The 23,528-nt window shown below is 53.3% G+C and carries 27 protein-coding genes and 1 tRNA gene; 10 read left to right on the top strand and 18 right to left on the bottom strand.

The genetic code is table 11. From position 1 onward, the window contains the following. Positions 1-131 precede the first annotated feature (131 nt). Positions 132-1,475 carry an argininosuccinate synthase gene (gene argG / locus OGY62_RS01475; protein WP_200024210.1) on the top strand — a complete coding sequence of 448 codons (1,344 nt, stop codon included), beginning with the start codon at positions 132-134 and terminating at the stop codon, positions 1,473-1,475. A gap of 205 nt (positions 1,476-1,680) precedes the next feature. Here argG and OGY62_RS01480 read toward each other — a convergent pair. From OGY62_RS01480 to rlmE, 6 genes are all read right to left on the bottom strand, one after another. Then, positions 1,681-1,767 (bottom strand) — tRNA-Leu (locus OGY62_RS01480). A gap of 9 nt (positions 1,768-1,776) precedes the next feature. Further along, positions 1,777-2,109 carry a preprotein translocase subunit SecG gene (gene secG / locus OGY62_RS01485; RefSeq protein ID WP_012135307.1) on the bottom strand — a complete coding sequence of 111 codons (333 nt, stop codon included), beginning with the start codon at positions 2,107-2,109 and terminating at the stop codon, positions 1,777-1,779. A gap of 227 nt (positions 2,110-2,336) precedes the next feature. Further along, positions 2,337-3,674, bottom strand: a complete 1,338-nt coding sequence (gene glmM, locus OGY62_RS01490) for a phosphoglucosamine mutase (RefSeq protein ID WP_012135308.1) — start codon at positions 3,672-3,674, stop codon at positions 2,337-2,339. Beyond that, positions 3,667-4,515 (bottom strand): dihydropteroate synthase, encoded by an 849-nt coding sequence (gene folP, locus OGY62_RS01495; RefSeq protein ID WP_058668151.1) that lies wholly within the window; start codon positions 4,513-4,515, stop codon positions 3,667-3,669. The genes glmM and folP overlap by 8 nt, the downstream gene beginning before the upstream one ends. Before the next feature lie 90 nt (positions 4,516-4,605). Further along, positions 4,606-6,540, bottom strand: coding sequence for an ATP-dependent zinc metalloprotease FtsH (gene ftsH, locus OGY62_RS01500; protein ID WP_012135310.1), 1,935 nt, complete (start codon positions 6,538-6,540; stop codon positions 4,606-4,608). Positions 6,541-6,639: 99 nt separating this feature from the next. Further along, positions 6,640-7,269, bottom strand: coding sequence for a 23S rRNA (uridine(2552)-2'-O)-methyltransferase RlmE (gene rlmE / locus OGY62_RS01505; protein ID WP_000145975.1), 630 nt, complete (start codon positions 7,267-7,269; stop codon positions 6,640-6,642). Positions 7,270-7,395: 126 nt separating this feature from the next. Here rlmE and yhbY point away from each other — a divergent pair, with 126 nt between their 5' ends. After that, complete coding sequence (yhbY, locus tag OGY62_RS01510; protein ID WP_004139797.1) at positions 7,396-7,689, top strand: ribosome assembly RNA-binding protein YhbY; 294 nt, start codon at positions 7,396-7,398, stop codon at positions 7,687-7,689. Positions 7,690-7,844: 155 nt separating this feature from the next. On the opposite strand, the gene greA is transcribed toward yhbY, so the two are convergent. Continuing rightward, complete coding sequence (greA, locus tag OGY62_RS01515) at positions 7,845-8,321, bottom strand: transcription elongation factor GreA (protein ID WP_012135312.1); 477 nt, start codon at positions 8,319-8,321, stop codon at positions 7,845-7,847. 247 nt (positions 8,322-8,568) lie between these two features. Between greA and dacB the strand changes: the two genes are divergently transcribed. Next, on the top strand, positions 8,569-10,002 hold the full coding sequence (gene dacB / locus OGY62_RS01520) for a serine-type D-Ala-D-Ala carboxypeptidase (RefSeq protein WP_049010979.1): 1,434 nt from the start codon (positions 8,569-8,571) through the stop codon (positions 10,000-10,002). Between the two features lie 148 nt (positions 10,003-10,150). On the opposite strand, the gene cgtA is transcribed toward dacB, so the two are convergent. From cgtA to rplU, 4 genes are all read right to left on the bottom strand, one after another. After that, positions 10,151-11,335, bottom strand: a complete 1,185-nt coding sequence (cgtA, locus tag OGY62_RS01525) for an Obg family GTPase CgtA (protein ID WP_286458921.1) — start codon at positions 11,333-11,335, stop codon at positions 10,151-10,153. Positions 11,336-11,350: 15 nt separating this feature from the next. Then, entirely contained in the window at positions 11,351-12,316 is a 966-nt protein-coding gene (locus tag OGY62_RS01530) for a DMT family transporter (protein ID WP_104868137.1), read from the bottom strand. Between the two features lie 96 nt (positions 12,317-12,412). Further along, positions 12,413-12,670, bottom strand: a complete 258-nt coding sequence (rpmA, locus tag OGY62_RS01535; protein ID WP_012135319.1) for a 50S ribosomal protein L27 — start codon at positions 12,668-12,670, stop codon at positions 12,413-12,415. 19 nt (positions 12,671-12,689) lie between these two features. Further along, the gene (gene rplU, locus OGY62_RS01540) at positions 12,690-13,001 is read right to left on the bottom strand and encodes a 50S ribosomal protein L21 (protein WP_000271396.1); all 312 of its coding nucleotides are present in this window, start codon (positions 12,999-13,001) and stop codon (positions 12,690-12,692) included. Positions 13,002-13,259: 258 nt separating this feature from the next. On the opposite strand from rplU, the gene ispB reads away from it, so the two are divergent. After that, positions 13,260-14,231: an octaprenyl diphosphate synthase gene (gene ispB / locus OGY62_RS01545; RefSeq protein ID WP_047460989.1), complete on the top strand. Its 972-nt coding sequence runs from the start codon at positions 13,260-13,262 to the stop codon at positions 14,229-14,231. Positions 14,232-14,466: 235 nt separating this feature from the next. Further along, the gene (gene sfsB / locus OGY62_RS01550) at positions 14,467-14,739 is read left to right on the top strand and encodes a DNA-binding transcriptional regulator SfsB (protein ID WP_012135321.1); all 273 of its coding nucleotides are present in this window, start codon (positions 14,467-14,469) and stop codon (positions 14,737-14,739) included. Positions 14,740-14,809: 70 nt separating this feature from the next. On the opposite strand, the gene murA is transcribed toward sfsB, so the two are convergent. The 7 genes from murA to mlaF all read right to left on the bottom strand — a co-directional run bounded on the left by murA (position 14,810) and on the right by mlaF (position 19,652). Next, entirely contained in the window at positions 14,810-16,069 is a 1,260-nt protein-coding gene (gene murA / locus OGY62_RS01555; RefSeq protein WP_012135322.1) for a UDP-N-acetylglucosamine 1-carboxyvinyltransferase, read from the bottom strand. A gap of 53 nt (positions 16,070-16,122) precedes the next feature. Beyond that, positions 16,123-16,377 (bottom strand): BolA family iron metabolism protein IbaG, encoded by a 255-nt coding sequence (gene ibaG, locus OGY62_RS01560; RefSeq protein WP_024130986.1) that lies wholly within the window; start codon positions 16,375-16,377, stop codon positions 16,123-16,125. A 169-nt stretch (positions 16,378-16,546) separates the two neighbouring features. Beyond that, complete coding sequence (mlaB, locus tag OGY62_RS01565) at positions 16,547-16,840, bottom strand: lipid asymmetry maintenance protein MlaB (protein WP_049010395.1); 294 nt, start codon at positions 16,838-16,840, stop codon at positions 16,547-16,549. Next, positions 16,840-17,475: a phospholipid-binding protein MlaC gene (gene mlaC, locus OGY62_RS01570; RefSeq protein ID WP_012135325.1), complete on the bottom strand. Its 636-nt coding sequence runs from the start codon at positions 17,473-17,475 to the stop codon at positions 16,840-16,842. Before mlaC ends, mlaB begins: the two co-directional genes overlap by 1 nt. 18 nt (positions 17,476-17,493) lie before the next feature. Then, positions 17,494-18,045, bottom strand: coding sequence for an outer membrane lipid asymmetry maintenance protein MlaD (gene mlaD / locus OGY62_RS01575; protein WP_012135326.1), 552 nt, complete (start codon positions 18,043-18,045; stop codon positions 17,494-17,496). Positions 18,046-18,049: 4 nt separating this feature from the next. Continuing rightward, complete coding sequence (gene mlaE, locus OGY62_RS01580) at positions 18,050-18,832, bottom strand: lipid asymmetry maintenance ABC transporter permease subunit MlaE (protein WP_047460983.1); 783 nt, start codon at positions 18,830-18,832, stop codon at positions 18,050-18,052. Between the two features lie 7 nt (positions 18,833-18,839). After that, positions 18,840-19,652, bottom strand: coding sequence for a phospholipid ABC transporter ATP-binding protein MlaF (gene mlaF, locus OGY62_RS01585; RefSeq protein ID WP_012135328.1), 813 nt, complete (start codon positions 19,650-19,652; stop codon positions 18,840-18,842). A 212-nt stretch (positions 19,653-19,864) separates the two neighbouring features. Between mlaF and OGY62_RS01590 the strand changes: the two genes are divergently transcribed. Genes OGY62_RS01590 through lptA form a run of 5 tightly spaced genes read left to right on the top strand, consistent with a single transcriptional unit; the run spans position 19,865 to position 23,524 of the window. Further along, positions 19,865-20,842 (top strand): calcium/sodium antiporter, encoded by a 978-nt coding sequence (locus OGY62_RS01590; protein ID WP_012135329.1) that lies wholly within the window; start codon positions 19,865-19,867, stop codon positions 20,840-20,842. A 14-nt stretch (positions 20,843-20,856) separates the two neighbouring features. Beyond that, complete coding sequence (kdsD, locus tag OGY62_RS01595) at positions 20,857-21,843, top strand: arabinose-5-phosphate isomerase KdsD (RefSeq protein WP_012135330.1); 987 nt, start codon at positions 20,857-20,859, stop codon at positions 21,841-21,843. A 19-nt stretch (positions 21,844-21,862) separates the two neighbouring features. Continuing rightward, positions 21,863-22,429 carry a 3-deoxy-manno-octulosonate-8-phosphatase KdsC gene (gene kdsC, locus OGY62_RS01600; protein WP_012135331.1) on the top strand — a complete coding sequence of 189 codons (567 nt, stop codon included), beginning with the start codon at positions 21,863-21,865 and terminating at the stop codon, positions 22,427-22,429. Beyond that, the gene (lptC, locus tag OGY62_RS01605; protein WP_012135332.1) at positions 22,426-23,001 is read left to right on the top strand and encodes an LPS export ABC transporter periplasmic protein LptC; all 576 of its coding nucleotides are present in this window, start codon (positions 22,426-22,428) and stop codon (positions 22,999-23,001) included. The genes kdsC and lptC overlap by 4 nt, the downstream gene beginning before the upstream one ends. Then, complete coding sequence (lptA, locus tag OGY62_RS01610; RefSeq protein ID WP_286458922.1) at positions 22,970-23,524, top strand: lipopolysaccharide ABC transporter substrate-binding protein LptA; 555 nt, start codon at positions 22,970-22,972, stop codon at positions 23,522-23,524. Before lptC ends, lptA begins: the two co-directional genes overlap by 32 nt. Positions 23,525-23,528 lie beyond the last annotated feature (4 nt).

Genomic DNA, 23,528 nt, shown 5'->3' on the forward strand with positions numbered 1-23,528 from the left:
ACGAAATTATCACTAAACTCTTCCTGTCATCCGTAAAAGATGATTAAATGAAAACTCACTTATTTTGCATAAAAATGCACTGAGAGCAGAAAGCCGATCTCTTCATCAGTCTATCAAGCAGGGTTTTATTTATGACGACGATTCTCAAGCATCTTCCGGTAGGTCAACGTATTGGTATCGCTTTTTCCGGCGGCCTGGACACCAGTGCTGCACTGCTGTGGATGCGACAAAAAGGCGCTGTCCCTTATGCATATACTGCGAATCTGGGCCAGCCGGATGAGGATGACTATGACGCCATTCCTCGTCGCGCAATGGAATACGGTGCAGAGAACGCTCGCCTGATTGATTGCCGTAAACAGCTGGTTGCCGAAGGGATCGCCGCGATTCAGTGCGGCGCTTTCCATAACACCACCGGCGGACTGACCTATTTCAACACCACGCCGCTGGGCCGCGCCGTTACCGGCACGATGCTGGTCGCCGCGATGAAGGAAGATGGTGTTAACATCTGGGGCGACGGCAGTACCTATAAAGGAAACGACATCGAGCGTTTCTACCGTTACGGCCTGTTGACCAACGCGGAGCTACAGATTTACAAACCGTGGCTGGATACCGACTTTATTGATGAGCTGGGCGGTCGTCATGAGATGTCCGAGTTTATGATTGCCTGCGGTTTCGACTACAAGATGTCCGTCGAAAAAGCCTATTCCACTGACTCCAACATGCTCGGCGCGACCCATGAAGCCAAAGACCTGGAATTCCTGAACTCCAGCGTCAAGATCGTCAATCCAATCATGGGCGTCAAGTTCTGGGATGAAAACGTGAAAATCCCGGCGGAAGAAGTTACCGTGCGCTTTGAACAGGGGCATCCTGTCGCGCTAAACGGTAAGACCTTCAGCGATGATGTTGAACTGATGCTGGAAGCTAACCATATCGGCGGCCGTCACGGTCTGGGCATGAGCGATCAGATTGAGAACCGTATCATCGAAGCGAAGAGCCGGGGTATCTATGAAGCGCCGGGGATGGCGCTGCTGCATATCGCCTACGAGCGTCTGCTGACCGGCATCCACAACGAAGACACGATCGAGCAATATCATGCGCATGGCCGTCAGTTAGGCCGCCTGCTGTATCAGGGCCGCTGGTTTGACTCCCAGGCGCTAATGCTGCGTGACGGTCTGCAACGTTGGGTGGCCAGCCAGATTACCGGTGAAGTCACGCTGGAGCTGCGTCGTGGTAACGACTATTCGATCCTGAATACCGTCTCTGACAATCTGACCTACAAACCAGAGCGTCTGACGATGGAAAAAGGAGACTCCGTGTTCTCGCCGGATGACCGTATCGGTCAGTTGACGATGCGCAATCTGGATATCACCGATACGCGTGAAAAACTGTTTGGTTATGCGCAGTCAGGCCTGCTTTCAGCCTCTTCCGCGACAGGTTTGCCGCAGGTTGAGAATCTGGAAAACAAAAGCAAGTAAGTTAACGGACAACGATTAAAGGCCGCGTAAGCGGCCTTTTTTGTGGGCGGTGTAGACTTTGTTTTTGTCGGTTGGATAAGGCGTTTACGCCGCCATCCGACATGTTACGTAATGTGCCTGATGGCACTTCGTTTATCAGGCCTACAACCTCCGCGAGATACAGACGAAAAAAAAGACGCTTTTCAGCGTCTTTCTTTCGGAATATTGGTACCGAGGACGGGACTTGAACCCGTAAGCCCTATTGGGCACTACCACCTCAAGGTAGCGTGTCTACCAATTCCACCACCTCGGCACGGAAATCTTAGTGTGGGATATCGCTGCTCGGCTGTGCCGGTGCAACTGGCTGAGTCTGCTCGGTTTTTGCCGGAGCGCTCAGATTTTCCCACTCACTTCCTTTATTGGTCTTGTTGCTGTTGATATTGCCCAGCGCCAGACTGATGATGAAGAACAGCGTTGCCAGCACAGCCGTCATGCGGGTCATGAAGTTACCAGAACCACTTGAACCAAACAGCGTAGCGGAAGCGCCTGCTCCAAAGGAGGCTCCCATATCAGCGCCTTTACCTTGCTGTAGCATGATCAAGCCTACCAGGCCAATTGCCACAATAAGGAAAACTACCAAAAGAGCTTCGTACATAATCAACCTGTTCCTTGCGGAGTTGCCGCATACCAATGCTTCAACCAATAAAGCGGGATAATTTACTGTTTCCCACTGAAGCGGGTGTGAATACTAACCAAAGCGAATGACCTTCGCAAGGGCAATTTTAGTGCATTGTATCAACTGCGGAAAAAAACAGCAAAAAGGTCTTTTTCCTGCAACAAAAAGGCAGCAAACGCCGCCTTTTTAGTCACTTATCACCAGGATTAAACCGCTTTTACGGCATCCGCAATACGATGAGCAAACTCAGTAACCTGTGCTTCATCCTCGCCTTCTACCATTACGCGAATTAACGGTTCAGTACCGGACTTACGCAGCAGCACGCGACCACGATTTCCCAGCGCCGCTTCGACTTCCGCCGTCACCGCCTTAACGTTGTCATTCTCCAGCGGATCGCCGCTACCGGCCGCATAACGTACGTTAACCAGAATCTGCGGGAACATTTTCATGCCGCTGCACAAATCGTGCAGACTCATGTGGTTACGCACCATCGCCGCCAGAACCTGTAGCCCCGCGACAATACCGTCACCGGTGGTGGTTTTATCCAGCAGAATAACGTGGCCGGAGTTTTCCGCCCCAATACGCCAGCCTTTTTCTTGCAGTTTTTCCAGCACGTAGCGGTCGCCAACTTTAGCACGCGCAAACGGAATGCCCAGCTGTTTCAACGCCAGCTCCAGGCCCATGTTGCTCATAAGCGTACCGACTGCGCCACCGCGCAGTTGACCCTGACGCAAACCTTCGCGGGCGATGATATACATGATCTGATCGCCATCGACTTTATTCCCTTCATGGTCAACCATGATCACGCGATCGCCGTCGCCGTCCAGCGCGATCCCTAAATCGGCTTTCTCCGCGATCACGCGAGCCTGTAGCGCACGCACATCCGTAGCGCCGACTTCTTCATTAATATTGACGCCGTTCGGCTCACAGCCAATCGCAATGACATTCGCACCCAGTTCACGCAGGACGTTCGGTGCAATGTGATAGGTCGCGCCGTTGGCGCAATCCACAACAATCTTCAGCTCATTCAGGCTCAGTTCGTTCGGGAACGTACCTTTGCAGAACTCAATGTAGCGCCCCGCAGCATCCACAATACGGCTGGCTTTACCCAGCTCTGAGGAATCCACGCAGGTGATCTCTTTTTCCATCTCTGCTTCAATGGCCTCTTCAACTTCATCAGGCAGTTTGGTGCCGTCAATGGAGAAGAATTTAATCCCGTTGTCATAAAACGGGTTATGTGAAGCGGAGATAACGATCCCGGCCTCTGCACGGAAGGTTCGGGTCAGGTAAGCCACCGCAGGCGTCGGCATCGGGCCGGTAAAAGAGGCAGACAATCCCGCTGCCGCCAGACCGGCTTCCAGCGCAGACTCCAGCATATAGCCAGAAATACGCGTGTCTTTACCGATAATGATTTTACGTGAACCATGACGCGCCAGCACTTTCCCTGCGGCCCAGCCCAGCTTAAGCACAAAGTCAGGAGTAATGGGCGCATCGCCTACACGACCACGGATCCCATCGGTGCCAAAATATTTACGATTACTCATAGCGTTTATTTTCCTTTGCAGACAGAGTGGCTTCTACCACACGCATCGCTTCTACGGTTTCTTTAACGTCATGGACACGAATGATATGCGCCCCCTGCATTGCGGCGATAACCGCACACGCCAGGCTCCCGCTCAAACGATCGGAGGGCCCGACGTTGAGCAACTGACCAATCATCGATTTACGTGACATTCCCACCAGCAGCGGCAGGTTAAAATGATGAAACTCCGCCAGACGTGCCAGTAACGTATAGTTATGGGAGAGATTTTTACCGAAACCGAATCCCGGGTCGAGCAACAATTTCTCTTTTGCGATGCCAGCCCTTTCACAGCGTGCTATTTGGTCAATAAAGTAGCGATTGACCTCCGCAAAAACGTCTTCGTACTTTGGCGCTTCCTGCATTGTTTTAGGCTGCCCTTGCATATGCATCAGGCAGACCGGTAAACCAGTCTCAGCCGCCGCCTCAAGCGCGCCCGGTTCAGAGAGAGAGCGAATGTCGTTGATGATGTGGGCGCCCACTCTTGCCGATTCCCGAATTACCTCCGGTTTTGAGGTATCCACTGAAATCCATACCTCAAAACGCTGGGCGATGGACTCAACTACCGGGATCACGCGTTCCAGTTCTTCTTCAACGCTGACATCCGCCGCACCCGGTCGCGTTGATTCGCCGCCGACATCAATAATCGTCGCTCCGGCGTTAATCATCAGATTAGCGTGCTTCACCGCCTCCACCAGCGTATTGTGCGTCCCGCCATCGGAGAAAGAATCCGGCGTGACGTTCAGGATGCCCATTACGTGTGGGTGAGAGAGATCCAGCGTGGAGCCCTGGGCGAAGAGTTTCATAGCTAATCCTTCTGATGTTATTTCAAATATAAAAAACCCCGGAGCAAGCCCCAGGGTTTCGGTGAAGCAGAGTCATCAATAACAGATAACTTATTTGTCGCCTAACTGCTCTGACATGGTGTTGCCTGGGTTCGGCGTACGCGGTTCATCAACCGGGCGCGGCGCACGAGGCGTGCCATTGTTGTCAGAGTTGTTGGTGCCGTTCGGATCTTCCCAGCCAGCCGGCGGGCGAACTTCGCGGCGCGCCATCAGGTCATCAATCTGCGGCGCATCGATGGTCTCATACTTCATGAGCGCATCTTTCATTGCATGCAGGATGTCCATATTGTCATTCAGGATCTGACGAGCACGATTGTAGTTACGTTCAATCAGCGCTTTCACTTCCTGGTCGATGATACGCGCGGTTTCATCAGACATGTGTTTGGCTTTCGCAACGCTACGCCCCAGGAACACTTCACCCTCTTCCTCTGCATACAGCAGCGGGCCGAGCTTATCGGAGAAGCCCCACTGGGTGACCATGTTACGCGCCAGGTTAGTCGCGACTTTAATGTCGTTCGACGCACCGGTAGAAACATGCTCTACGCCATAGATGATCTCTTCCGCCAGACGACCGCCGTACAACGTGGAGATCTGGCTTTCTAGTTTCTGACGGCTGGCGCTAATCGCGTCGCCTTCAGGCAGGAAGAAGGTCACACCCAGCGCACGACCGCGCGGAATAATCGTCACTTTATGCACCGGATCGTGCTCTGGAACAAGGCGACCAATAATCGCATGGCCTGCTTCGTGGTAAGCGGTAGATTCTTTCTGCGCTTCCGTCATCACCATGGAGCGGCGTTCCGCACCCATCATGATTTTGTCTTTCGCTTTCTCGAACTCAACCATGGATACCACACGCTTGTTGCCACGGGCAGCAAACAGCGCCGCTTCGTTCACAAGGTTCGCCAGATCGGCGCCAGAGAAGCCCGGCGTGCCGCGTGCGATGATTGCCGCATCGATATCCGGCGCCAGCGGTACGCGACGCATATGCACTTTCAGGATCTGCTCACGACCACGCACGTCTGGCAGACCTACCACGACCTGACGGTCGAAACGGCCAGGACGCAGCAGCGCAGGGTCAAGTACGTCTGGACGGTTAGTCGCCGCGATAACGATGATACCTTCGTTACCTTCGAAGCCGTCCATCTCAACCAACATCTGGTTCAATGTCTGTTCACGTTCATCATGACCACCGCCCAGACCCGCGCCACGCTGGCGGCCTACGGCGTCGATTTCATCGATGAAGATAATGCACGGCGCCGCTTTCTTAGCCTGCTCGAACATGTCACGCACACGAGATGCGCCAACACCGACGAACATTTCGACAAAGTCAGAACCGGAAATCGTAAAGAACGGGACTTTCGCTTCGCCTGCGATAGCTTTTGCCAGCAGGGTTTTACCCGTACCCGGAGGGCCGACCATCAGGACGCCTTTCGGGATTTTACCGCCCAGCTTCTGGAAGCGGCTTGGTTCACGCAGATACTCGACCAGCTCAGCCACTTCTTCTTTCGCTTCGTCACAACCTGCGACATCGGCAAAAGTGGTTTTGATCTGATCTTCCGTCAGCATGCGCGCTTTACTCTTACCGAACGACATGGCGCCTTTGCCACCGCCGCCCTGCATCTGACGCATGAAGAAGATCCAGACACCGATCAGCAACAGCATCGGGAACCAGGAAATAAAGATTGAAGCCAGCAGGCTCGGCTCTTCAGGTGGTTCGCCAACAACCTTGACGTTTTTGGTCAGCAGGTTATCAAGCAGCTTCGGATCGTTAACCGGAATGTAGGTCGTGTAACGGTTACTATCTTTCTTGGTAACGTTGATCTCACGTCCGTTGATACGCGCTTCACGAACCTGGTCCTGGTTGACCTCTTGCAGGAAGGTAGAGTAATCCACCTTACGGCCATTAGACTCGCTGGGCCCAAAGCTCTGGAATACTGACATCAGCACAACGGCAATGACCAGCCAGAGTATTAGGTTTTTCGCCATGTCACTCAAGGGATTAACCTCTTATTACAACTGTGTTAAAAACAGCGTCAGGATACTCTATATCCAGCTTCTTTCAAACTTTCGTCTGAAATCCCCCGGTTATGGTTTTCGCCCGGTCGCTACAATATACACTTCGCGTGAACGCGCACGCGAAGAGTCCGGCTTACGAACTTTAACCTTCGTAAACAGGGAGCGAATTTCCCTTAGGTACTCATCGAAACCTTCGCCCTGGAACACCTTCACTACAAAACTTCCACCTGGCGCCAGCACATCACGACACATTTCTAACGCCAGTTCCACCAGATACATGGCGCGGGGGATATCCACCGCCGGTGTTCCGCTCATGTTTGGTGCCATATCTGACATGACAACTTGTACTTTACTGTCACCCACGCGTTCCAGCAGCGCTTTCATAACAAGTTCATCACGAAAATCGCCCTGAAGAAAGTCCACACCAACGATAGGATCCATAGGTAAAAGATCACAAGCGATGATACGGCCTTTGCCGCCAATCTGCGTGACCACATACTGTGACCAGCCTCCTGGCGCAGCACCGAGGTCGACAACTGTCATCCCCGGCTTAAAAAGTTTGTCACTTTGCTGTATTTCATCAAGTTTAAACCAGGCACGGGAACGTAACCCCTTTTTCTGCGCCTGTTGAACATATTTATCGCTAAAGTGTTCCTGAAGCCAGCGACTCGAGCTGGCAGAACGCTTTTTACCTGTCATTTAACTTTCCCGTCGGGGCAATTCATCGTTACCCGTAGCGTAAATTTTTACGCGCTCATTTGGTGATATATGGGAGATGGCGGTAGAATGACCCGTTTTCAATCCCAACGTAAGCAAAAATATACGATGAATCTGAGTACTAAACAAAAACAGCACCTGAAAGGTCTGGCACATCCGCTCAAGCCGGTAGTTATGCTTGGCAACAATGGTTTGACCGAAGGGGTACTGGCCGAGATTGAACAAGCGTTAGAGCACCATGAACTTATCAAGGTGAAGATCGCCTCGGAAGATCGCGAAACCAAAACCTTGATCGTGGAAGCTATCGTACGCGAAACCGGCGCCTGTAACGTACAGGTCATCGGTAAAACGCTGGTACTTTATCGCCCAACTAAAGAACGTAAAATCTCGCTGCCACGCTAAGAATATCCTAAAGTCGAACACAAAATCTGTGTAAAACGAGGGGTTTTCCGCAAGCAGGAGAGCAAAATGCCACGCTCTCTTCGTTGATAAAAGGCCGCATAGCGGCCTTTTTCCTTTCTTTACAATACATCAACATCTTGAGTATTGGGTAATTCTTACAGGTATTCCACCTTAATCACTTCGTATTCCACTTCGCCGCCAGGCGTTTTGATGGTCACGACGTCATCCTGCTCTTTGCCAACCAGGCCGCGCGCGATAGGTGAATTCACGGAAATCAGGTTCTGTTTAAAATCCGCTTCGTCATCGCCGACAATACGCCAGGTCTGCTCTTCATCGTTATCGAGATTCAGAACAGTTACCGTTGCGCCGAAAACAACACGTCCGTTGTTCGGCATCTTCGTCACGTCGATCACCTGCGCATTCGACAGCTTCGCCTCGATATCCTTGATACGTCCTTCGCAGAAACCCTGCTGTTCACGCGCAGCGTGATACTCGGCGTTCTCTTTCAGGTCGCCATGCTCACGCGCTTCCGCGATAGCGGCGATGATTTCAGGACGGCGCACAGATTTCAGAAAATCCAGCTCTTCGCGCAGTTTTTCGGCACCACGTAAAGTCATCGGAATAGCTTGCATTTGTTATACCTCTTGAACATTCCTGTAGGGGGTGATTGACCCCGCCTCGGCTGCTAAGCCTGCTCCGGTATGCGTTCTACCAAAGCCAGAAGCAAAAAAATACCGACCCGGGTACAAAGCCCCAGGTCAGCTACAATTCTCAATTTGATACGTATTTTACCCTGGAGTTCCCTATGGGTCATCGTTTACTTTCCAGGGCATTGCGCCGTAGTATGACGGCTTGTTTCCAGGTTGTTAGCGCGAGATTATGCGATTTTCCAGATTTATCATCGGATTGACCACCAGTATAGCGTTCAGCGTCCAGGCCGCGAATGTTGATGAATACATCAATCAGCTCCCTGATGGGGCCAACCTTGCTTTCATGGCTCAGAAGGTCGGCGCGTCCACGCCCGCGATTGATTACCATAGCCAGCAGATGGCGCTGCCCGCCAGTACGCAAAAAGTGATCACGGCCCTCGCGGCATTGATTCAGCTCGGCCCCGATTTTCGTTTTACCACCACGCTGGAGACAAAAGGCAACGTGGACAATGGCGTCTTAAAAGGGGACTTAGTGGCGCGATTTGGTGCCGATCCGACGCTAAAACGCCAGGATATTCGCAATATGGTCGCAACGCTGAAAAAATCCGGCGTGACGCAAATTGCGGGAAATGTGCTCATCGACACCTCCATTTTCGCCAGCCATGATAAAGCGCCAGGCTGGCCCTGGAATGACATGACGCAATGTTTTAGCGCACCACCCGCAGCCGCCATTGTCGATCGCAACTGCTTTTCCATCTCCCTCTACAGCGCGCAAAAACCGAATGACTTAGCGTATATTCGCGTGGCGTCCTATTACCCGGTGACCATGTTCAGTCAGGTTCGCACTCTCCCACGCGGCTCTGCGGAAGCGCAATACTGTGAGCTGGATGTCGTTCCGGGGGATTTAAACCGCTTCACGCTGACAGGCTGTCTGCCGCAGCGCGCCGAACCGTTACCGCTGGCCTTCGCCATTCAGGACGGCGCCAGCTATGCCGGAGCGATCCTGAAAGACGAGTTAAAACAAGCAGGTATTACCTACAGTGGTACGCTGTTACGCCAGACGCAGGTCAACGAACCCGGAACGGTGGTTGCCAGCAAGCAGTCTGCGCCGCTGCATGATTTGCTTAAGATTATGCTGAAAAAATCGGACAACATGATTGCCGATACCGTCTTTCGCATGATCGGCCACGCACGCTTCAACGTCCCCGGCACATGGCGGGCGGGATCTGATGCCGTACGCCAGATCCTGCGTCAGCAAGCTGGCGTTGATATTGGCAATACCATCATCGCTGACGGTTCGGGCCTCTCTCGCCACAACCTGATTGCCCCGGCCACCATGATGCAGGTGCTGCAATACATCGCCCAACACGACAACGAGCTGAACTTTATCTCCATGCTGCCGCTGGCGGGATATGACGGCTCTCTGCAATACCGTGCGGGTCTGCATCAGGCTGGGGTCGATGGTAAAGTTTCGGCGAAAACAGGCTCGCTGCAAGGGGTCTATAATCTGGCGGGATTTATTACAACGGCAAGTGGGCAACGGATGGCGTTTGTTCAGTATCTTTCCGGGTATGCCGTTACGCCAGCTGACCAGCGCAATCGTCGTATTCCGTTAGTACGTTTTGAAAGCCGGTTGTACAAAGATCTTTATCAGAACAACTAGGTGAGGATAGTGCCGGATGGCGCTGACGCTTATCCGGCCTACACACTAGATGGGTCATTTAATTGCCGGATGGCGGCGCTTTGCGCCTTATCCGGCCTACTATCCGTAAGCCCGGTAAGCGTAAGCACCACCGGGCATTTGAACCATATTAACGCTTGTAGATGAACTCGACGCCTTCTTCGTCGTCTTCGTCCCAGTCGTCATCCCAGTCATCTTCCCAGTCATCTTCCGCTTCATCTTCGACTTCAGCGAGCTGCTGACGGTGATAATCGTCCCACATGAACTCCACTTTCTCCGGCTGCTTCGCTTCATCAGCCTGAACGATGGGGTTCTCAATGATAAAGGTCATCACATCCCAGCAGAGATCTTTCACGCCAGTCTGGCTGGCAGCGGAAATCATGTAGTACTTATCTTCCCAGCCCAGCGCCTGCGCGATAGCTTTCGCTTTTTCTTCCGCTTCGGCCTGGTCCAGCAAATCAATTTTGTTGAACACTAACCAGCGCGGCTTAGCAGCCAGATCCTGACTGTATTTTTCCAGTTCGCCGATAATGATACGGGCGTTTTCCACCGGATCGGAACCGTCGATCGGATCGATATCAATAAGGTGCAGCAGTACGCGGCAACGTTCCAGGTGCTTCAGGAAGCGAATCCCCAGACCCGCGCCTTCCGCCGCGCCTTCAATCAGCCCCGGAATATCGGCAACCACAAAGCTCTTTTCGTTGTCCATACGCACAACGCCAAGGCTCGGCACCAGAGTGGTAAACGGATAGTCCGCCACTTTCGGTTTTGCCGCAGATACCGCGCGGATAAAGGTTGATTTACCGGCATTTGGCATACCCAGCATACCCACGTCCGCCAGCAGCATCAGCTCCAGCATCAAATCACGCTTATCGCCCGGCGTACCCATCGTTTTCTGACGCGGAGTGCGGTTAACAGAGGACTTAAAGCGGGTATTGCCCAGGCCGTGCCAGCCGCCTTTGGCAACCATCAGACGCTGACCGTGTTTGGTCATATCGCCCATGGTTTCGCCGGTGCCCTGATCGATAACACGCGTACCGACAGGCACTTTGATCGTGACATCTTTCCCACGTTTACCGGTGCAGTCACGGCTTGCGCCATTCTGACCACGTTCAGCACGGAACGATTTTTCAAAGCGATAATCGATCAGCGTGTTCAGGTTTTCGTCGGCTTCCAGCCAGACGTCGCCACCATCGCCGCCATCACCGCCATCCGGGCCGCCTTTCGGGATGTATTTTTCGCGGCGGAAGCTCACGCAACCATTGCCGCCATCGCCAGCAACGACCAGAATCGATGCTTCATCAACAAACTTCATTTTACTCTCCGTAAATCATTCGCCTGAGCGGGGTTGCGAAACCACCGTTTCATGCTTGCGTAAACCGCCCCAAATACGATGACCAATGGCGGAATACATCGCGCCCGCAACCACGACAAACGCACCGAGATAACCTAAAAGGTTTAACATCGGTCTGGCGAAGAAATCGGGCCAGGCCATAGATAATAGATCTGAAAATAACAGCGTAAACAGCGGAGTGAGCGTGATTAACGCACTCACCTGCGCTGCCTGCCAACGCGCCATCGCTTCCGCCAGGGCGCCATATCCTACCAGCGTATTCAGCCCACAGAAAATCAAACACGCGAGCTGCCAGTCGCTTAACTGCGAGATAACCCCCGGCTTCGCCAGCGGCAATAACGCAATCGTACATAAAGTGTACAGTAAAAACAGGATCTGCTGTGAGGCCAGACGACGCAATAACACCTTTTGCGCGACGCCATAACTCACCCAGACCGTCGCCGCACCGACCCCAAAGATCACACCCCAGGTGTAATCAGTCAGTTTGGTAAAAATCTCGATCAGACTGGTATTAAAGAACATCACCAGCCCACAAAGCAGCATGAGCGCGCCAATCACCTGCGTGCCGCGCATCTTTTCTTTCAAAATAAAGACGCTGGCGACCATCATGCCAACCGGTGACAGTTGACCGATAACCTGCGATGCCGTCGGACTCAAATATTGCAGGGAAGAGCTGAACAGGATGAAATTCCCGAAAAGTCCACCTGTTGCAATCGCCAGCAACACCAGCCAGCGCGGTTTGCGAAAAATACGCAATGGCGGGAGCTTTCTTTTAACTGCCAGGATCGCGCCGAGGCCGATACTCGCCATTAAAAAGCGATAGAAGACAATGGTTGGAGGTTCCATCACCTCCAGCACCTGCTTCATTGCAATTGGCAAGGCGCCCCAACACATTGCAGTGGTGAGTGCTAAAAGGATGCCAATGCCAGCCTGCTGCTTCATGCCCGTTTTCCCTACAAGAAAATTTTCCGGGTTTTCAATGTAAAAAGCCCCGCAACACGTTGCGGGGCTTTAATCCGTTACCGGACCACGAAGAACTTACTCAGCAACGATGCTGATGTATTTACGGTTGTTCGGGCCTTTAACTTCGAATTTCACTTTACCGTCTGCTTTAGCAAACAGAGTGTGGTCACGACCGCAACCTACGTTAGTGCCAGCGTGGAATTTGGTGCCACGTTGACGAACGATGATGCTACCCGCCAGAACGGTTTCGCCACCGAAACGCTTAACGCCCAGGCGTTTAGCTTCTGAATCGCGACCGTTACGAGTTGAGCCGCCAGCCTTTTTATGTGCCATTTAAATCTCTCCTCAGGTCTTAGGCGCTGATGCCAGTAATTTTCACATCAGTGAACCACTGACGGTGGCCTTGCTGCTTACGATAGTGTTTACGACGACGAAACTTAACGATTTTAACTTTCTCGCCACGACCGTGAGCAACAACTTCAGCTTTGATTACGCCGCCATCAACGAAAGGAACGCCGATTTTGACTTCTTCACCGTTTGCGATCATCAGAACTTCAGCGAACTCAATAGTTTCGCCAGTTGCGATGTCCAGCTTTTCCAGGCGAACGGTCTGACCTTCGCTTACTCGGTGTTGTTTACCACCACTTTGGAAAACCGCGTACATAAAAAACTCCGCTTCCGCGCACGCCTTTTCAATGATTCAGAGTGCGCTATAAATATTCACAATAGGGCGCGAATATTACGCAAAACGCGAGCCTTTGACAAGTGCTACCGTCAATACATGAAGAAAAAAAACACAACGTGTACGGTAACGTTTATCTGCGCCGTTTTTTCAGTACAATCAGCATATATTCCTAACCCTAAACCCTTAGTTATCTCATCCCATGATGAGTTAATCGGGGCGATAAGCCCGGCTTTTGCGATGAATTTAGAAAAAATCAATGAGTTAACCGCGCAAGATATGGCGGGTGTCAATGCGACAATCCTTGAACAGCTCAATTCCGACGTCCAACTGATCAATCAGTTAGGGTATTACATCGTTAGCGGCGGCGGAAAACGTATCCGCCCGATGATTGCCGTACTCGCTGCGCGCGCCGTTGGTTATCAGGAAAATGCGCACGTCACGATCGCTGCCTTAATCGAGTTTATCCACACCGCCACCCTGCTACACGACGATGTTGTGGATGAATCCGATATGCGTCGTGGGAAGGCAACGGCGAATGCGGCATTTGGCAACGCCGCCAGCGTCCTGGTCGGTGATTTTATCTACACCCGCGCGTTCCAGATGATGACCAGCCTTGGCTCGCTGAAAGTGCTGGAAGTAATGTCAGAAGCGGTGAACGTCATCGCCGAAGGCGAAGTGCTGCAACTGATGAACGTCAACGACCCGGACATCACCGAAGAAAATTACATGCGCGTGATTTACAGCAAAACGGCGCGCCTGTTTGAAGCTGCGGCGCAGTGTTCCGGTATTCTTGCAGGCTGCACTCCTGAGCAGGAAAAAGGGTTGCAGGATTATGGTCGTTATCTCGGTACGGCCTTTCAGCTGATTGACGATTTACTCGATTACAGCGCTGATGGCGAGCAGTTAGGTAAAAATGTCGGCGATGACCTCAACGAAGGAAAACCAACGCTGCCGCTGCTGCACGCTATGCGTAACGGTACGCCAGAGCAGGCACAAATGATCCGTACCGCCATTGAACAAGGCAATGGTCGCCACCTTCTGGAACCCGTTCTGGAAGCTATGACCGCCTGCGGTTCACTGGAATGGACGCGTCAGCGTGCAGAAGACGAGGCCGATAAAGCCATCGCCGCCCTACAGATTCTGCCTGATACGCCGTGGCGCGAAGCCCTGATCGGTCTGGCGCACATCGCCGTACAACGCGATCGTTAACCCTCCCTTCTCATCCCGTGCTTTGCGCGGGATGAATCTTTAAGTTCCAGTAAATTCCAGTTACTCATTTCTTTTCCGGCCCTTTTCCCATCGCACGTATGCTGTCACATTTTATGAATATGCATACTCTTTACAGGAACATATTAGAGCAATACTATCACCTGGCGTATAGTATTTCTCACAGGCTGATTATCCAGGCCGCAAGCGACTGACTGACCGAAGGAGTGAGGGAATAATGGAAAATAAACTCATTGACTGGCATCCCGCAGACATCATTGCCGGATTACGTAAAAAAGGGACATCTATGGCGGCGGAATCACGCAAGAATGGATTAAGTTCCTCGACGCTGGCAAACGCCCTGACCCGACCGTGGCCGAAAGGAGAGCTCATCATTGCGAAGGCACTGGGTACAGAACCCTGGGTGATCTGGCCGTCGCGCTATCATGACCCAGAAACCCATGAGTTCATTGACAGAACACGTCTGATGCGGGCTCGAAAAGGGAAATAGAGAAGTAAGGAACGGATAACGCTCTGAACGGTAGCCCCCGAACAGGGGCTACCAGTGCATGAGGAAAAAATTACTCGCCTTTCACACGCTCAATATTCGCGCCCAGCGCGCGCAGTTTGTCTTCAATGCGCTCATAGCCACGATCGATGTGATAAATACGATCGACCAGCGTCGTGCCTTCTGCAATGCATCCCGCCAGCACCAGGCTCGCAGACGCACGCAAGTCGGTCGCCATCACCTGCGCCCCGGAGAGTTTTTCAACGCCGTGGCAAATCACGGTGTTGCTCTCGATTTCCGCGTGCGCGCCCATACGGATCAGTTCAGGCACATGCATAAAGCGGTTTTCGAAAATGGTTTCCGTGATGAAACCCGTCCCTTCCGCGACAAGGTTCAGCAGCGTGAACTGCGCCTGCATATCGGTCGGGAAAGCCGGGTGCGGCGCGGTGCGCACATTCACAGCTTTCGGACGCTGGCCATGCATGTCCAGGCTGATCCAGTCTTCACCGGTTTCAATATCCGCTCCGGCGTCACGCAGTTTAGCCAGTACGGCATCCAGCGTATCCGGCTGCGCGTTACGGCAGACGATTTTACCGCCGGAAATCGCCGCCGCGACCAGGAAGGTGCCGGTTTCAATGCGATCGGGCAGAACACGGTATACGCCGCCGCCCAGACGCTCAACGCCCTCAATGGTAATACGATCGGTGCCCTGACCGCTGATCTTCGCTCCCAACGTCACCAGGAAGTTCGCGGTATCGACGATCTCCGGCTCACGCGCGGCGTTTTCAATCACGGTGGTCCCTTCGGCCAGCGTTGCCGCAGACATGATGGTCACCGTCGCACCGACGCTGACTTTGTCCATCACGATATGCGCGCCTTTCAGACGACCATTAACAGACGCCTTCACATAGCCTTCTTCCAGCTTGATCTCAGCGCCCAATTGTTCCAGGCCGGTGATGTGCAGATCGACCGGACGCGCGCCGATGGCGCAGCCGCCTGGCAGAGAAACCTGTCCCTGACCAAAACGCGCAACCAGCGGCCCCAGCGCCCAAATCGACGCGCGCATGGTTTTTACCAGTTCGTAAGGCGCGCAGAAGATGTTGACCTGGCTGGCGTCGATCCAGACAGAACCGTTACGTTCCACTTTCGTTCCAAGCTGGCTGAGCAGTTTCATCGTCGTATCGATGTCTTTCAGCTTTGGAACGTTCTGGATCTCTACCGGCTCTTCTGCCAGCAGCGCCGCGAAAAGGATCGGCAATGCGGCATTTTTAGCGCCTGAAATTGTGACTTCGCCCTGGAGCGTTGTCGGCCCCTGTACACGAAATTTATCCATTATTCTGTTCTCTGTTAAGAATTCATATCTGCTACCGGCGTGTCGCCCGTCGCTCAAAAACCGTTAAGTTTGCGATCGCGTTCCCATTCCGCTGGGGTATACGCTTTGATCGATACGGCATGGATACGGTTATCCGCAATAAACTCCATCAACGGGCCGTAAACAGACTGCTGCTTCTTGACCCGGCTCATGCCGTCAAACATCTCACCCACGGCGATAACCTGAAAGTGACTGCCATCGCCAGAGACGTGGACTTCCTGGAGGGAGAGTGCGCTCATCAGCACGCTCTGAATTTCATGATTTTCCATGGGCTCTTCATTCGTCAAATAGGGAAAACAGCCCAACATCTTAGAGCAAAGTGGCGCTGTCATAAATAAGCAAAAAGCCCAGCTGATAAATCAGGCAAGGCTTTGGTGGCAAATCCCACTTAGGGGTTTTGCCGGATGGCGGCACAAGGCCTTATCCGGCCTACAAAAATTAACGTGGAAGCACGTCAGCAGGCAAATTATAGAGCTTCGCCAGCGTGTAAACCTTCTCGTTTACCCCTTGCAGCGAAACGCTGTTGCCCTGTCGTTTCGCCTGATCGACAAGATGCACCAGTAACGCCAGACCACCGGTATCCACCCGGGAGACCTGGCTCAGATCGATGCAGGTTACGCCTTTCATCGCATCAACGCGCGCATCCCACAGAGGGTTCAGCACGTCCTGGTCCAGCTCCCCCGCTAATGCCAGCGTGTCACCTTCGCGCGTCCAGCTAAGTGACTGCGTCATTATTTTTTCTCTTCCAGCGAAATTTTCTGACGAGAAATTGACTGCAACTGCGCGGTCAGGCCGTCGATGCCTTTGGTACGCAGCAGATCGCTCCACTCATTCTGTTTTGTGGTGATCATGCTGACGCCTTCCGCGATCATGTCATAAGCCTGCCAGTTACCGGTCTGGGTGTTTTTACGCCACTGGAAATCCAGTCGAACCGGAGGACGGCCATTCGGATCGATGATCGTCACGCGGATCGGCACGATGGTCGCATTGCCCAGCGGTTGTTCCGGCGCAATCTGGTAAGTCTGGCCGTGGTACATTGCCAGCGCCTGACCATAAGCCTGTTTCAGGTATTCACGGAACGCCGCGAAATAGGCGTCACGCTGCGCCGGCGTCGCCTCCCGGTAGTAACGACCCAGTACCAGCGCGCCCGCGTATTTCACCTGCACATACGGCAGCAGTTCCTGGTCAACGACGTCGCGCAGGTAATCCGGGTTGGCACGGATTTTCGGCTGTTCGTTTTTCAGACGATCGAAGGTTTTCTGCGCCGCCTCATTCATCAATTTATATGGGTTAGTCTGGTCCGCCGCGGTTGCCGCGCTCAACGGTGCAATGACCAGCAGCGCTACCATCATTAATCGCTTAAACATACATCGATTCTCCTGTGATTAATTTGTTGCGCCCGCAGGCGGTGTCGCTTCATTATTGCCTTCAGTTGGCGCTGGCGCATCGCCAGAATTCTTATTGTCGTCCCCTTTGCTGTTGTAAAGGAACTGACCAATCATGTCTTCAAGCACCATCGCGGACTTGGTGTCCTGAATAGTGTCGCCATCTTTGAGGATAGACGTTCCCAGTTCAGGATCTTCAAACCCGACGTTTAACGCCAGATATTGCTCCCCCAGCAGGCCAGAGGTGCGGATACTCAGCGAACTGGTGTCAGGAATGTGGTTATAGCGCTCTTCAATATCCAGCGTGACGCGCGGCAGGTAGGTTTTCGGATCCAGCGAGATATCCGCAACCCGGCCGACAACCACCCCGCCGATGCGCACCGGAGAGCGCGCTTTCAGGCCGCCAATATTGTCGAAGGTCGCATAAATCGTGTAGGTCGGCTCCGTGCGCATTGAGGTGACATTGGCCGCTTTCAGGCAAACAAACAGCGCCGCCAGCAACGCAACCAGCAAGAAGATCCCTACCCAAATTTCACTTTTTTTCGTTTGCATGAACTCAATTCCCAAACATCAGTGCGGTCAACACAAAATCCAGACCCAGAACGGCCAAAGACGAGTGCACAACGGTGCGCGTGGTTGCGCGGCTAATCCCGGCAGAGGTCGGAATCGCGTCATACCCATTGAACAGCGCAATCCACGTTACCGTGATGGCGAACACCACGCTCTTAATCAAACAGTTCACGAGATCCAGACGCCAGTCGACGGCATCCTGCATCGCCGACCAGAAGAAACCGGCATCGATCCCCTTCCAGCTAACGCCAACCAGCGATCCTCCCCAGATGCCAACGGCCACGAAGATAATCGTCAGCAGCGGCAGCGAAATCACCCCCGCCCACAGGCGCGGAGAGATCACCCGGCGCAGCGGATCGACGGCCATCATTTCCATACTGGAGAGCTGCTCAGTCGCTCGCATAAGACCAATTTCTGCGGTCAGCGCAGACCCTGCGCGCCCGGCAAACAGCAACGCCGCGACAACCGGCCCCAGTTCACGCAGCAATGAAAGCGCCACCAGCATACCCAGGCTGGTTTCCGCGCTGTAGGTCGTCAGAACCAGATAGCCCTGCAACCCGAGCACCATGCCGATAAAAACGCCAGAGACGATAATAATGAGCATCGACAGGACGCCCACATTATAGAGCTGACGCACCAGCAACGGCGCATGCTTGCGAAATTCCGGCTTACCAATCACCGCATTGAATAACATTAACCCGGCACGCCCGAACGTTCTGAGGGTTTTGATCCCCCGGTGTCCAAGCGATGCCAGCGCATTTAACAGCATGAGTGGCTTAACTCCCTGTTTCGAGTAAATCGGAGTGATAATCGCCCGCCGGATAGCGGAACGGAACCGGCCCGTCGGCAATACCGTCCAGGAACTGGCGGACGCGCGGGTCGGCATTTTCTTGCAGTTCCTTCGCGCTACCGTGCGCCACGATTTTTTTGTCCGCCATAATCCAGGCGTGATCGGCGATGCTCAGCACCTCCGGCACATCGTGGGACACGACAACGCAGGTTACGCCCAGCGTGCTGTTCAGTTCTGAAATCAGCTTCACCAGTACGCCCATCGTAATCGGGTCCTGACCTACAAACGGCTCATCGAACATAATGAGGTCGGGTTCCAGCGCAATAGCACGGGCTAATGCCGCACGCCGCGCCATCCCCCCGGACAGTTCAGAGGGCATGAGCTTTGCCGCGCCGCGCAGACCAACGGCTTCCAGTTTCATCATCACCGTGCTTTTCAACAGCGGCGCGGGTAAATTCGTGTGCTCCCGCAGCGGGTAGGCTACGTTATCAAACACGTTCATGTCAGTGAACAGCGCCCCCGACTGAAACAGCATGCTCATCCGTTTTCGTACCGTGTACAACCGCGAGCGAGACATGGCAGGTACGTTTTCGCCATCAAACAGTATTTCCCCGCTATCCGGCGGGATCTGTCCGCCAATCAGTCGTAACAGCGTGGTTTTACCGATCCCCGATGGCCCCATGATCGCCGTGATCTTCCCGCGTGGCACGGTCAGGGAAATATTATCGAAAATGCAGCGGTCGCCACGCGAAAAGCTGACGTCGCGCATATCGACTAAATTCGCCACAGACTGACCCATTGATTCATCCTTTGTATCGCCTTGTTGATCTAAGCATGGCGCTGAATTTAGCCATGAACCCAACATATTTACAGAATATTACCTGCCCTGGTTAGCTAAAGCTGGCATTTGTTTTACTTTTTAGCCGCATAAAGTCAAAATTAAGACTTCGTTACGGCTTCCAGAAGATCCCTCCAGTGGACCGGCGAGTATACCTGAAGAAAGGACTTTAGATGCTTTTAGCTACGGCGCTGTTAATTATTGGTTTACTTCTGGTGGTCTACAGCGCCGATCGTCTGGTGTTTGCCGCATCGATTTTGTGCCGGGCAGTGGGGATTCCTCCGCTCATTATCGGGATGACAGTCGTCAGTATCGGAACATCATTACCGGAGATAATTGTCTCAGTTGCCGCGTCGCTTCACGGGCAACTGGATTTAGCCGTGGGCACCGCGCTCGGCTCCAACATCATCAATATCTTGCTGATTCTGGGCCTGGCGGCGCTGTTTCACCCTTTTACCGTGCATTCTGATGTTTTGCGCCGCGAATTGCCGCTAATGTTATTTGTCAGTGTGCTGGCGGGTTCCGTCCTGCACGATGGCGAGCTGAGCCGTAGCGACGGAATCTTTCTTCTGCTGCTGGCCGTGCTATGGCTGCTGTTCATTGTTAAGATCGCGCGCCTGGCGGAGCGACAGGGAAATGACAGCCTCACCCGGGAGCAGGTGGCGGAGCTGCCGCGCGAAGGCGGCTTACCCGTCGCGTTTTTGTGGCTGGGTATCGCGCTGATTATTATGCCGATGGCGACGCGGATGGTGGTTGATAACGCCACCGTACTGGCGAACTACTTCGCCATGAGCGAACTGACTATCGGCCTGACGGTGATTGCGATTGGCACCAGCCTGCCGGAGCTGGCGACGGCGATCGCGGGCATCCGCAAAGGTGAAAATGATATCGCCATTGGCAACATTATCGGCGCCAATATTTCTAATATCGCCATCGTTCTGGGGCTGCCTGCATTGATTACGCCAGGCGACGTCAACCCGCTGGCGTTTGGGCGTGACTATAGCGTGATGCTGTTAGTGAGCATTGTTTTGGCATTGCTGTGCTGGCGGCGTCCGCGCCAGATTGGTCGGGGCGCAGGCGTGCTGCTGACCGGCGGTTTTATCGTATGGCTGGCGATGCTGTACTGGCTATCGCCGCTTCTTATTGGATAACGGGAAAACGGACTATGTCGCACTTAGCGTTACAACCGGGTTTTGACTTTCAGAAAGCAGGCAAAGACGTCCTGGAGATTGAACGTGAAGGCCTGGCGGAGCTTGACCAATACATCGACCAGAACTTCACGCTCGCCTGTGAAAAAATCTTCTCGTGCACAGGCAAAGTCGTTGTCATGGGGATGGGAAAATCAGGTCATATCGGGCGGAAAATGGCCGCCACCTTTGCCAGCACCGGCACTTCCGCCTTTTTTGTTCACCCGGGCGAGGCCGCGCATGGCGATCTCGGCATGGTCACCTCGCAGGATGTGGTGATCGCGATTTCCAACTCTGGCGAATCCAATGAGATTGCCGCATTAATCCCGGTACTCAAACGCTTGCAGGTGCCGCTGATTTGTATCACCGGGCGGCCAGAAAGCAGCATGGCGCGTGCGGCGGATGTGCATCTGTGTGTTAAAGTGCCGAAAGAAGCCTGCCCGTTGGGTCTGGCGCCGACCAGCAGCACCACGGCTACGCTGGTCATGGGCGATGCGCTCGCGGTCGCGTTATTAAAAGCCCGCGGCTTTACCGCCGAAGATTTTGCGTTGTCGCATCCGGGCGGCGCACTTGGCCGTAAACTTCTGCTGCGCGTTAACGATATCATGCACACCGGCGATGAAATCCCGCATGTGAATAAAAACGCCAGCCTGCGTGATGCCCTGCTGGAAATTACGCGTAAAAATCTCGGCATGACCGTCATTTGTGATGACACAATGAAGATTGACGGCATCTTTACCGATGGCGACTTGCGTCGTGTTTTCGATATGGGTGTGGATGTTCGCCAGTTAGGGATTGCCGACGTCATGACACCAGGGGGAATTCGCGTTCGCCCCGGTATTCTCGCCGTTAACGCCCTGAACTTAATGCAGTCCCGTCATATCACCTCCGTTTTGGTTGCTGATGGCGACCAGTTACTGGGTGTGTTACATATGCATGATTTACTGCGTGCAGGCGTAGTGTAGAAACTCAAGGATAAAAGAAATGAGTAAAGCAGGTGCGTCGCTTGCGACCTGTTATGGCCCCGTCAGTACACAGGTTATCGCCCAGGCGGAAAACATCCGTCTGCTCATCCTCGATGTGGATGGCGTGCTGTCTGATGGTCTGATTTATATGGGCAACAACGGTGAAGAGCTGAAGGCCTTTAACGTCCGTGATGGCTACGGCATTCGCTGTGCGCTCACTTCCGGGATTGAGGTCGCTATTATTACCGGACGAAAGGCTAAACTTGTAGAAGATCGCTGTGCCACCCTGGGGATCACGCATCTCTATCAGGGGCAGTCGGACAAACTTATCGCGTTTGGCGACCTGCTCGATAAGCTGGGCGTTGCGCCTGAAAATGTGGCTTACGTCGGTGACGATCTGATCGACTGGCCGGTGATGGAAAAAGTGGGTCTGAGCGTTGCGGTCGCTGATGCGCATCCGCTCCTGATCCCTCGCGCCGACTATGTGACGCATATCGCCGGTGGACGCGGCGCGGTGCGGGAAGTGTGCGATCTACTCTTGCTGGCGCAGGGTAAGCTTGATGAGGCCAAAGGGCAATCGATATGAGTAAAACCAGACGTTGGGTTATCATTCTACTGTCGTTGGCCGTACTGGTGTTGATCGGAATTAATCTGGCGGATAAAGACGATCCTGCTCAGGTTGTGGTGAACACCAGCGATCCGACTTATAAGAGCGAGCATACCGATACGGTCGTCTATAGCCCGGAAGGCGCGTTGAACTATCGTCTTATTGCGCAGCACGTTGAATATTATTCAGAACAGGCGCTTTCGTGGTTTACCCAACCGGTATTAACCACCTTTGATAAAGATAAAGTCCCGACATGGTCGATTAAAGCGGATAAGGCGAAATTGACCGAAGACCGGATGCTCTATCTGTATGGTCACGTTGAAGTCAATGCGCTGGCGCCTGACGCTCAACTACGCAGAATCACGACGGATAACGCGACGATCAACCTGGTGACGCAGGATGTCACCTCTGAAGATCTGGTCACGTTATACGGAACAACATTTAACTCCAGCGGACTGAAAATGCGCGGCAACTTACGCAGCAAGAACGCCGAGCTGATTGAAAAGGTTAGAACCTCCTATGAAATTCAAAACAAACAAACTCAGCCTTAATCTTGTGCTTGCCAGCACACTTCTGGCCACCAGTCTTCCGGCGTTCGCGGTCACCGGCGATACCGAACAACCGATTCATATTGAATCGGACCAGCAGTCACTGGATATGCAGGGTAACGTGGTGACGTTTACCGGAAATGTCGTCGTGACTCAGGGCACCATCAAAATCAATGCCGACAAAGTGGTCGTCACCCGTCCGGGCGGCGAGCAAGGCAAAGAGGTGATCGACGGCTTCGGCAACCCGGCGACGTTTTATCAGATGCAGGACAACGGCAAGCCGGTAAAAGGCCATGCCCAAAAAATGCATTATGAACTGGCGAAAGATTTCGTCGTCCTGACCGGTAACGCCTACCTGGAGCAGCTCGACAGCAACATCACCGGCGATAAGATCACTTACCTGGTGAAAGAGCAGAAAATGCAGGCGTTCAGCGAAAAAGGCAAACGTGTAACGACGGTTCTGGTGCCGTCGCAGTTGCAGGACAAAAACAAAGACCAGACCCCGGCACAGAAGAAGGGTAACTAATTCG

Source organism: Citrobacter sp. CK198 (assembly GCF_030333295.1).
Classification (GTDB): domain Bacteria; phylum Pseudomonadota; class Gammaproteobacteria; order Enterobacterales; family Enterobacteriaceae; genus Citrobacter_B; species Citrobacter_B koseri.

Excerpts from the sequence above, each read along its gene's own strand:
- argG (WP_200024210.1), top strand. The coding sequence starts at position 132 with ATGACGACGATTCTCAAGCATCTTCCGGTAGGTCAACGTATTGGTATC.
- secG (WP_012135307.1), bottom strand. The coding sequence starts at position 2,109 with ATGTACGAAGCTCTTTTGGTAGTTTTCCTTATTGTGGCAATTGGCCTG.
- glmM (WP_012135308.1), bottom strand. The coding sequence starts at position 3,674 with ATGAGTAATCGTAAATATTTTGGCACCGATGGGATCCGTGGTCGTGTA.
- folP (WP_058668151.1), bottom strand. The coding sequence starts at position 4,515 with ATGAAACTCTTCGCCCAGGGCTCCACGCTGGATCTCTCTCACCCACAC.
- ftsH (WP_012135310.1), bottom strand. The coding sequence starts at position 6,540 with ATGGCGAAAAACCTAATACTCTGGCTGGTCATTGCCGTTGTGCTGATG.
- rlmE (WP_000145975.1), bottom strand. The coding sequence starts at position 7,269 with ATGACAGGTAAAAAGCGTTCTGCCAGCTCGAGTCGCTGGCTTCAGGAA.
- yhbY (WP_004139797.1), top strand. The coding sequence starts at position 7,396 with ATGAATCTGAGTACTAAACAAAAACAGCACCTGAAAGGTCTGGCACAT.
- greA (WP_012135312.1), bottom strand. The coding sequence starts at position 8,321 with ATGCAAGCTATTCCGATGACTTTACGTGGTGCCGAAAAACTGCGCGAA.
- dacB (WP_049010979.1), top strand. The coding sequence starts at position 8,569 with ATGCGATTTTCCAGATTTATCATCGGATTGACCACCAGTATAGCGTTC.
- cgtA (WP_286458921.1), bottom strand. The coding sequence starts at position 11,335 with ATGAAGTTTGTTGATGAAGCATCGATTCTGGTCGTTGCTGGCGATGGC.
- OGY62_RS01530 (WP_104868137.1), bottom strand. The coding sequence starts at position 12,316 with ATGAAGCAGCAGGCTGGCATTGGCATCCTTTTAGCACTCACCACTGCA.
- rpmA (WP_012135319.1), bottom strand. The coding sequence starts at position 12,670 with ATGGCACATAAAAAGGCTGGCGGCTCAACTCGTAACGGTCGCGATTCA.
- rplU (WP_000271396.1), bottom strand. The coding sequence starts at position 13,001 with ATGTACGCGGTTTTCCAAAGTGGTGGTAAACAACACCGAGTAAGCGAA.
- ispB (WP_047460989.1), top strand. The coding sequence starts at position 13,260 with ATGAATTTAGAAAAAATCAATGAGTTAACCGCGCAAGATATGGCGGGT.
- sfsB (WP_012135321.1), top strand. The coding sequence starts at position 14,467 with ATGGAAAATAAACTCATTGACTGGCATCCCGCAGACATCATTGCCGGA.
- murA (WP_012135322.1), bottom strand. The coding sequence starts at position 16,069 with ATGGATAAATTTCGTGTACAGGGGCCGACAACGCTCCAGGGCGAAGTC.
- ibaG (WP_024130986.1), bottom strand. The coding sequence starts at position 16,377 with ATGGAAAATCATGAAATTCAGAGCGTGCTGATGAGCGCACTCTCCCTC.
- mlaB (WP_049010395.1), bottom strand. The coding sequence starts at position 16,840 with ATGACGCAGTCACTTAGCTGGACGCGCGAAGGTGACACGCTGGCATTA.
- mlaC (WP_012135325.1), bottom strand. The coding sequence starts at position 17,475 with ATGTTTAAGCGATTAATGATGGTAGCGCTGCTGGTCATTGCACCGTTG.
- mlaD (WP_012135326.1), bottom strand. The coding sequence starts at position 18,045 with ATGCAAACGAAAAAAAGTGAAATTTGGGTAGGGATCTTCTTGCTGGTT.
- mlaE (WP_047460983.1), bottom strand. The coding sequence starts at position 18,832 with ATGCTGTTAAATGCGCTGGCATCGCTTGGACACCGGGGGATCAAAACC.
- mlaF (WP_012135328.1), bottom strand. The coding sequence starts at position 19,652 with ATGGGTCAGTCTGTGGCGAATTTAGTCGATATGCGCGACGTCAGCTTT.
- OGY62_RS01590 (WP_012135329.1), top strand. The coding sequence starts at position 19,865 with ATGCTTTTAGCTACGGCGCTGTTAATTATTGGTTTACTTCTGGTGGTC.
- kdsD (WP_012135330.1), top strand. The coding sequence starts at position 20,857 with ATGTCGCACTTAGCGTTACAACCGGGTTTTGACTTTCAGAAAGCAGGC.
- kdsC (WP_012135331.1), top strand. The coding sequence starts at position 21,863 with ATGAGTAAAGCAGGTGCGTCGCTTGCGACCTGTTATGGCCCCGTCAGT.
- lptC (WP_012135332.1), top strand. The coding sequence starts at position 22,426 with ATGAGTAAAACCAGACGTTGGGTTATCATTCTACTGTCGTTGGCCGTA.
- lptA (WP_286458922.1), top strand. The coding sequence starts at position 22,970 with ATGAAATTCAAAACAAACAAACTCAGCCTTAATCTTGTGCTTGCCAGC.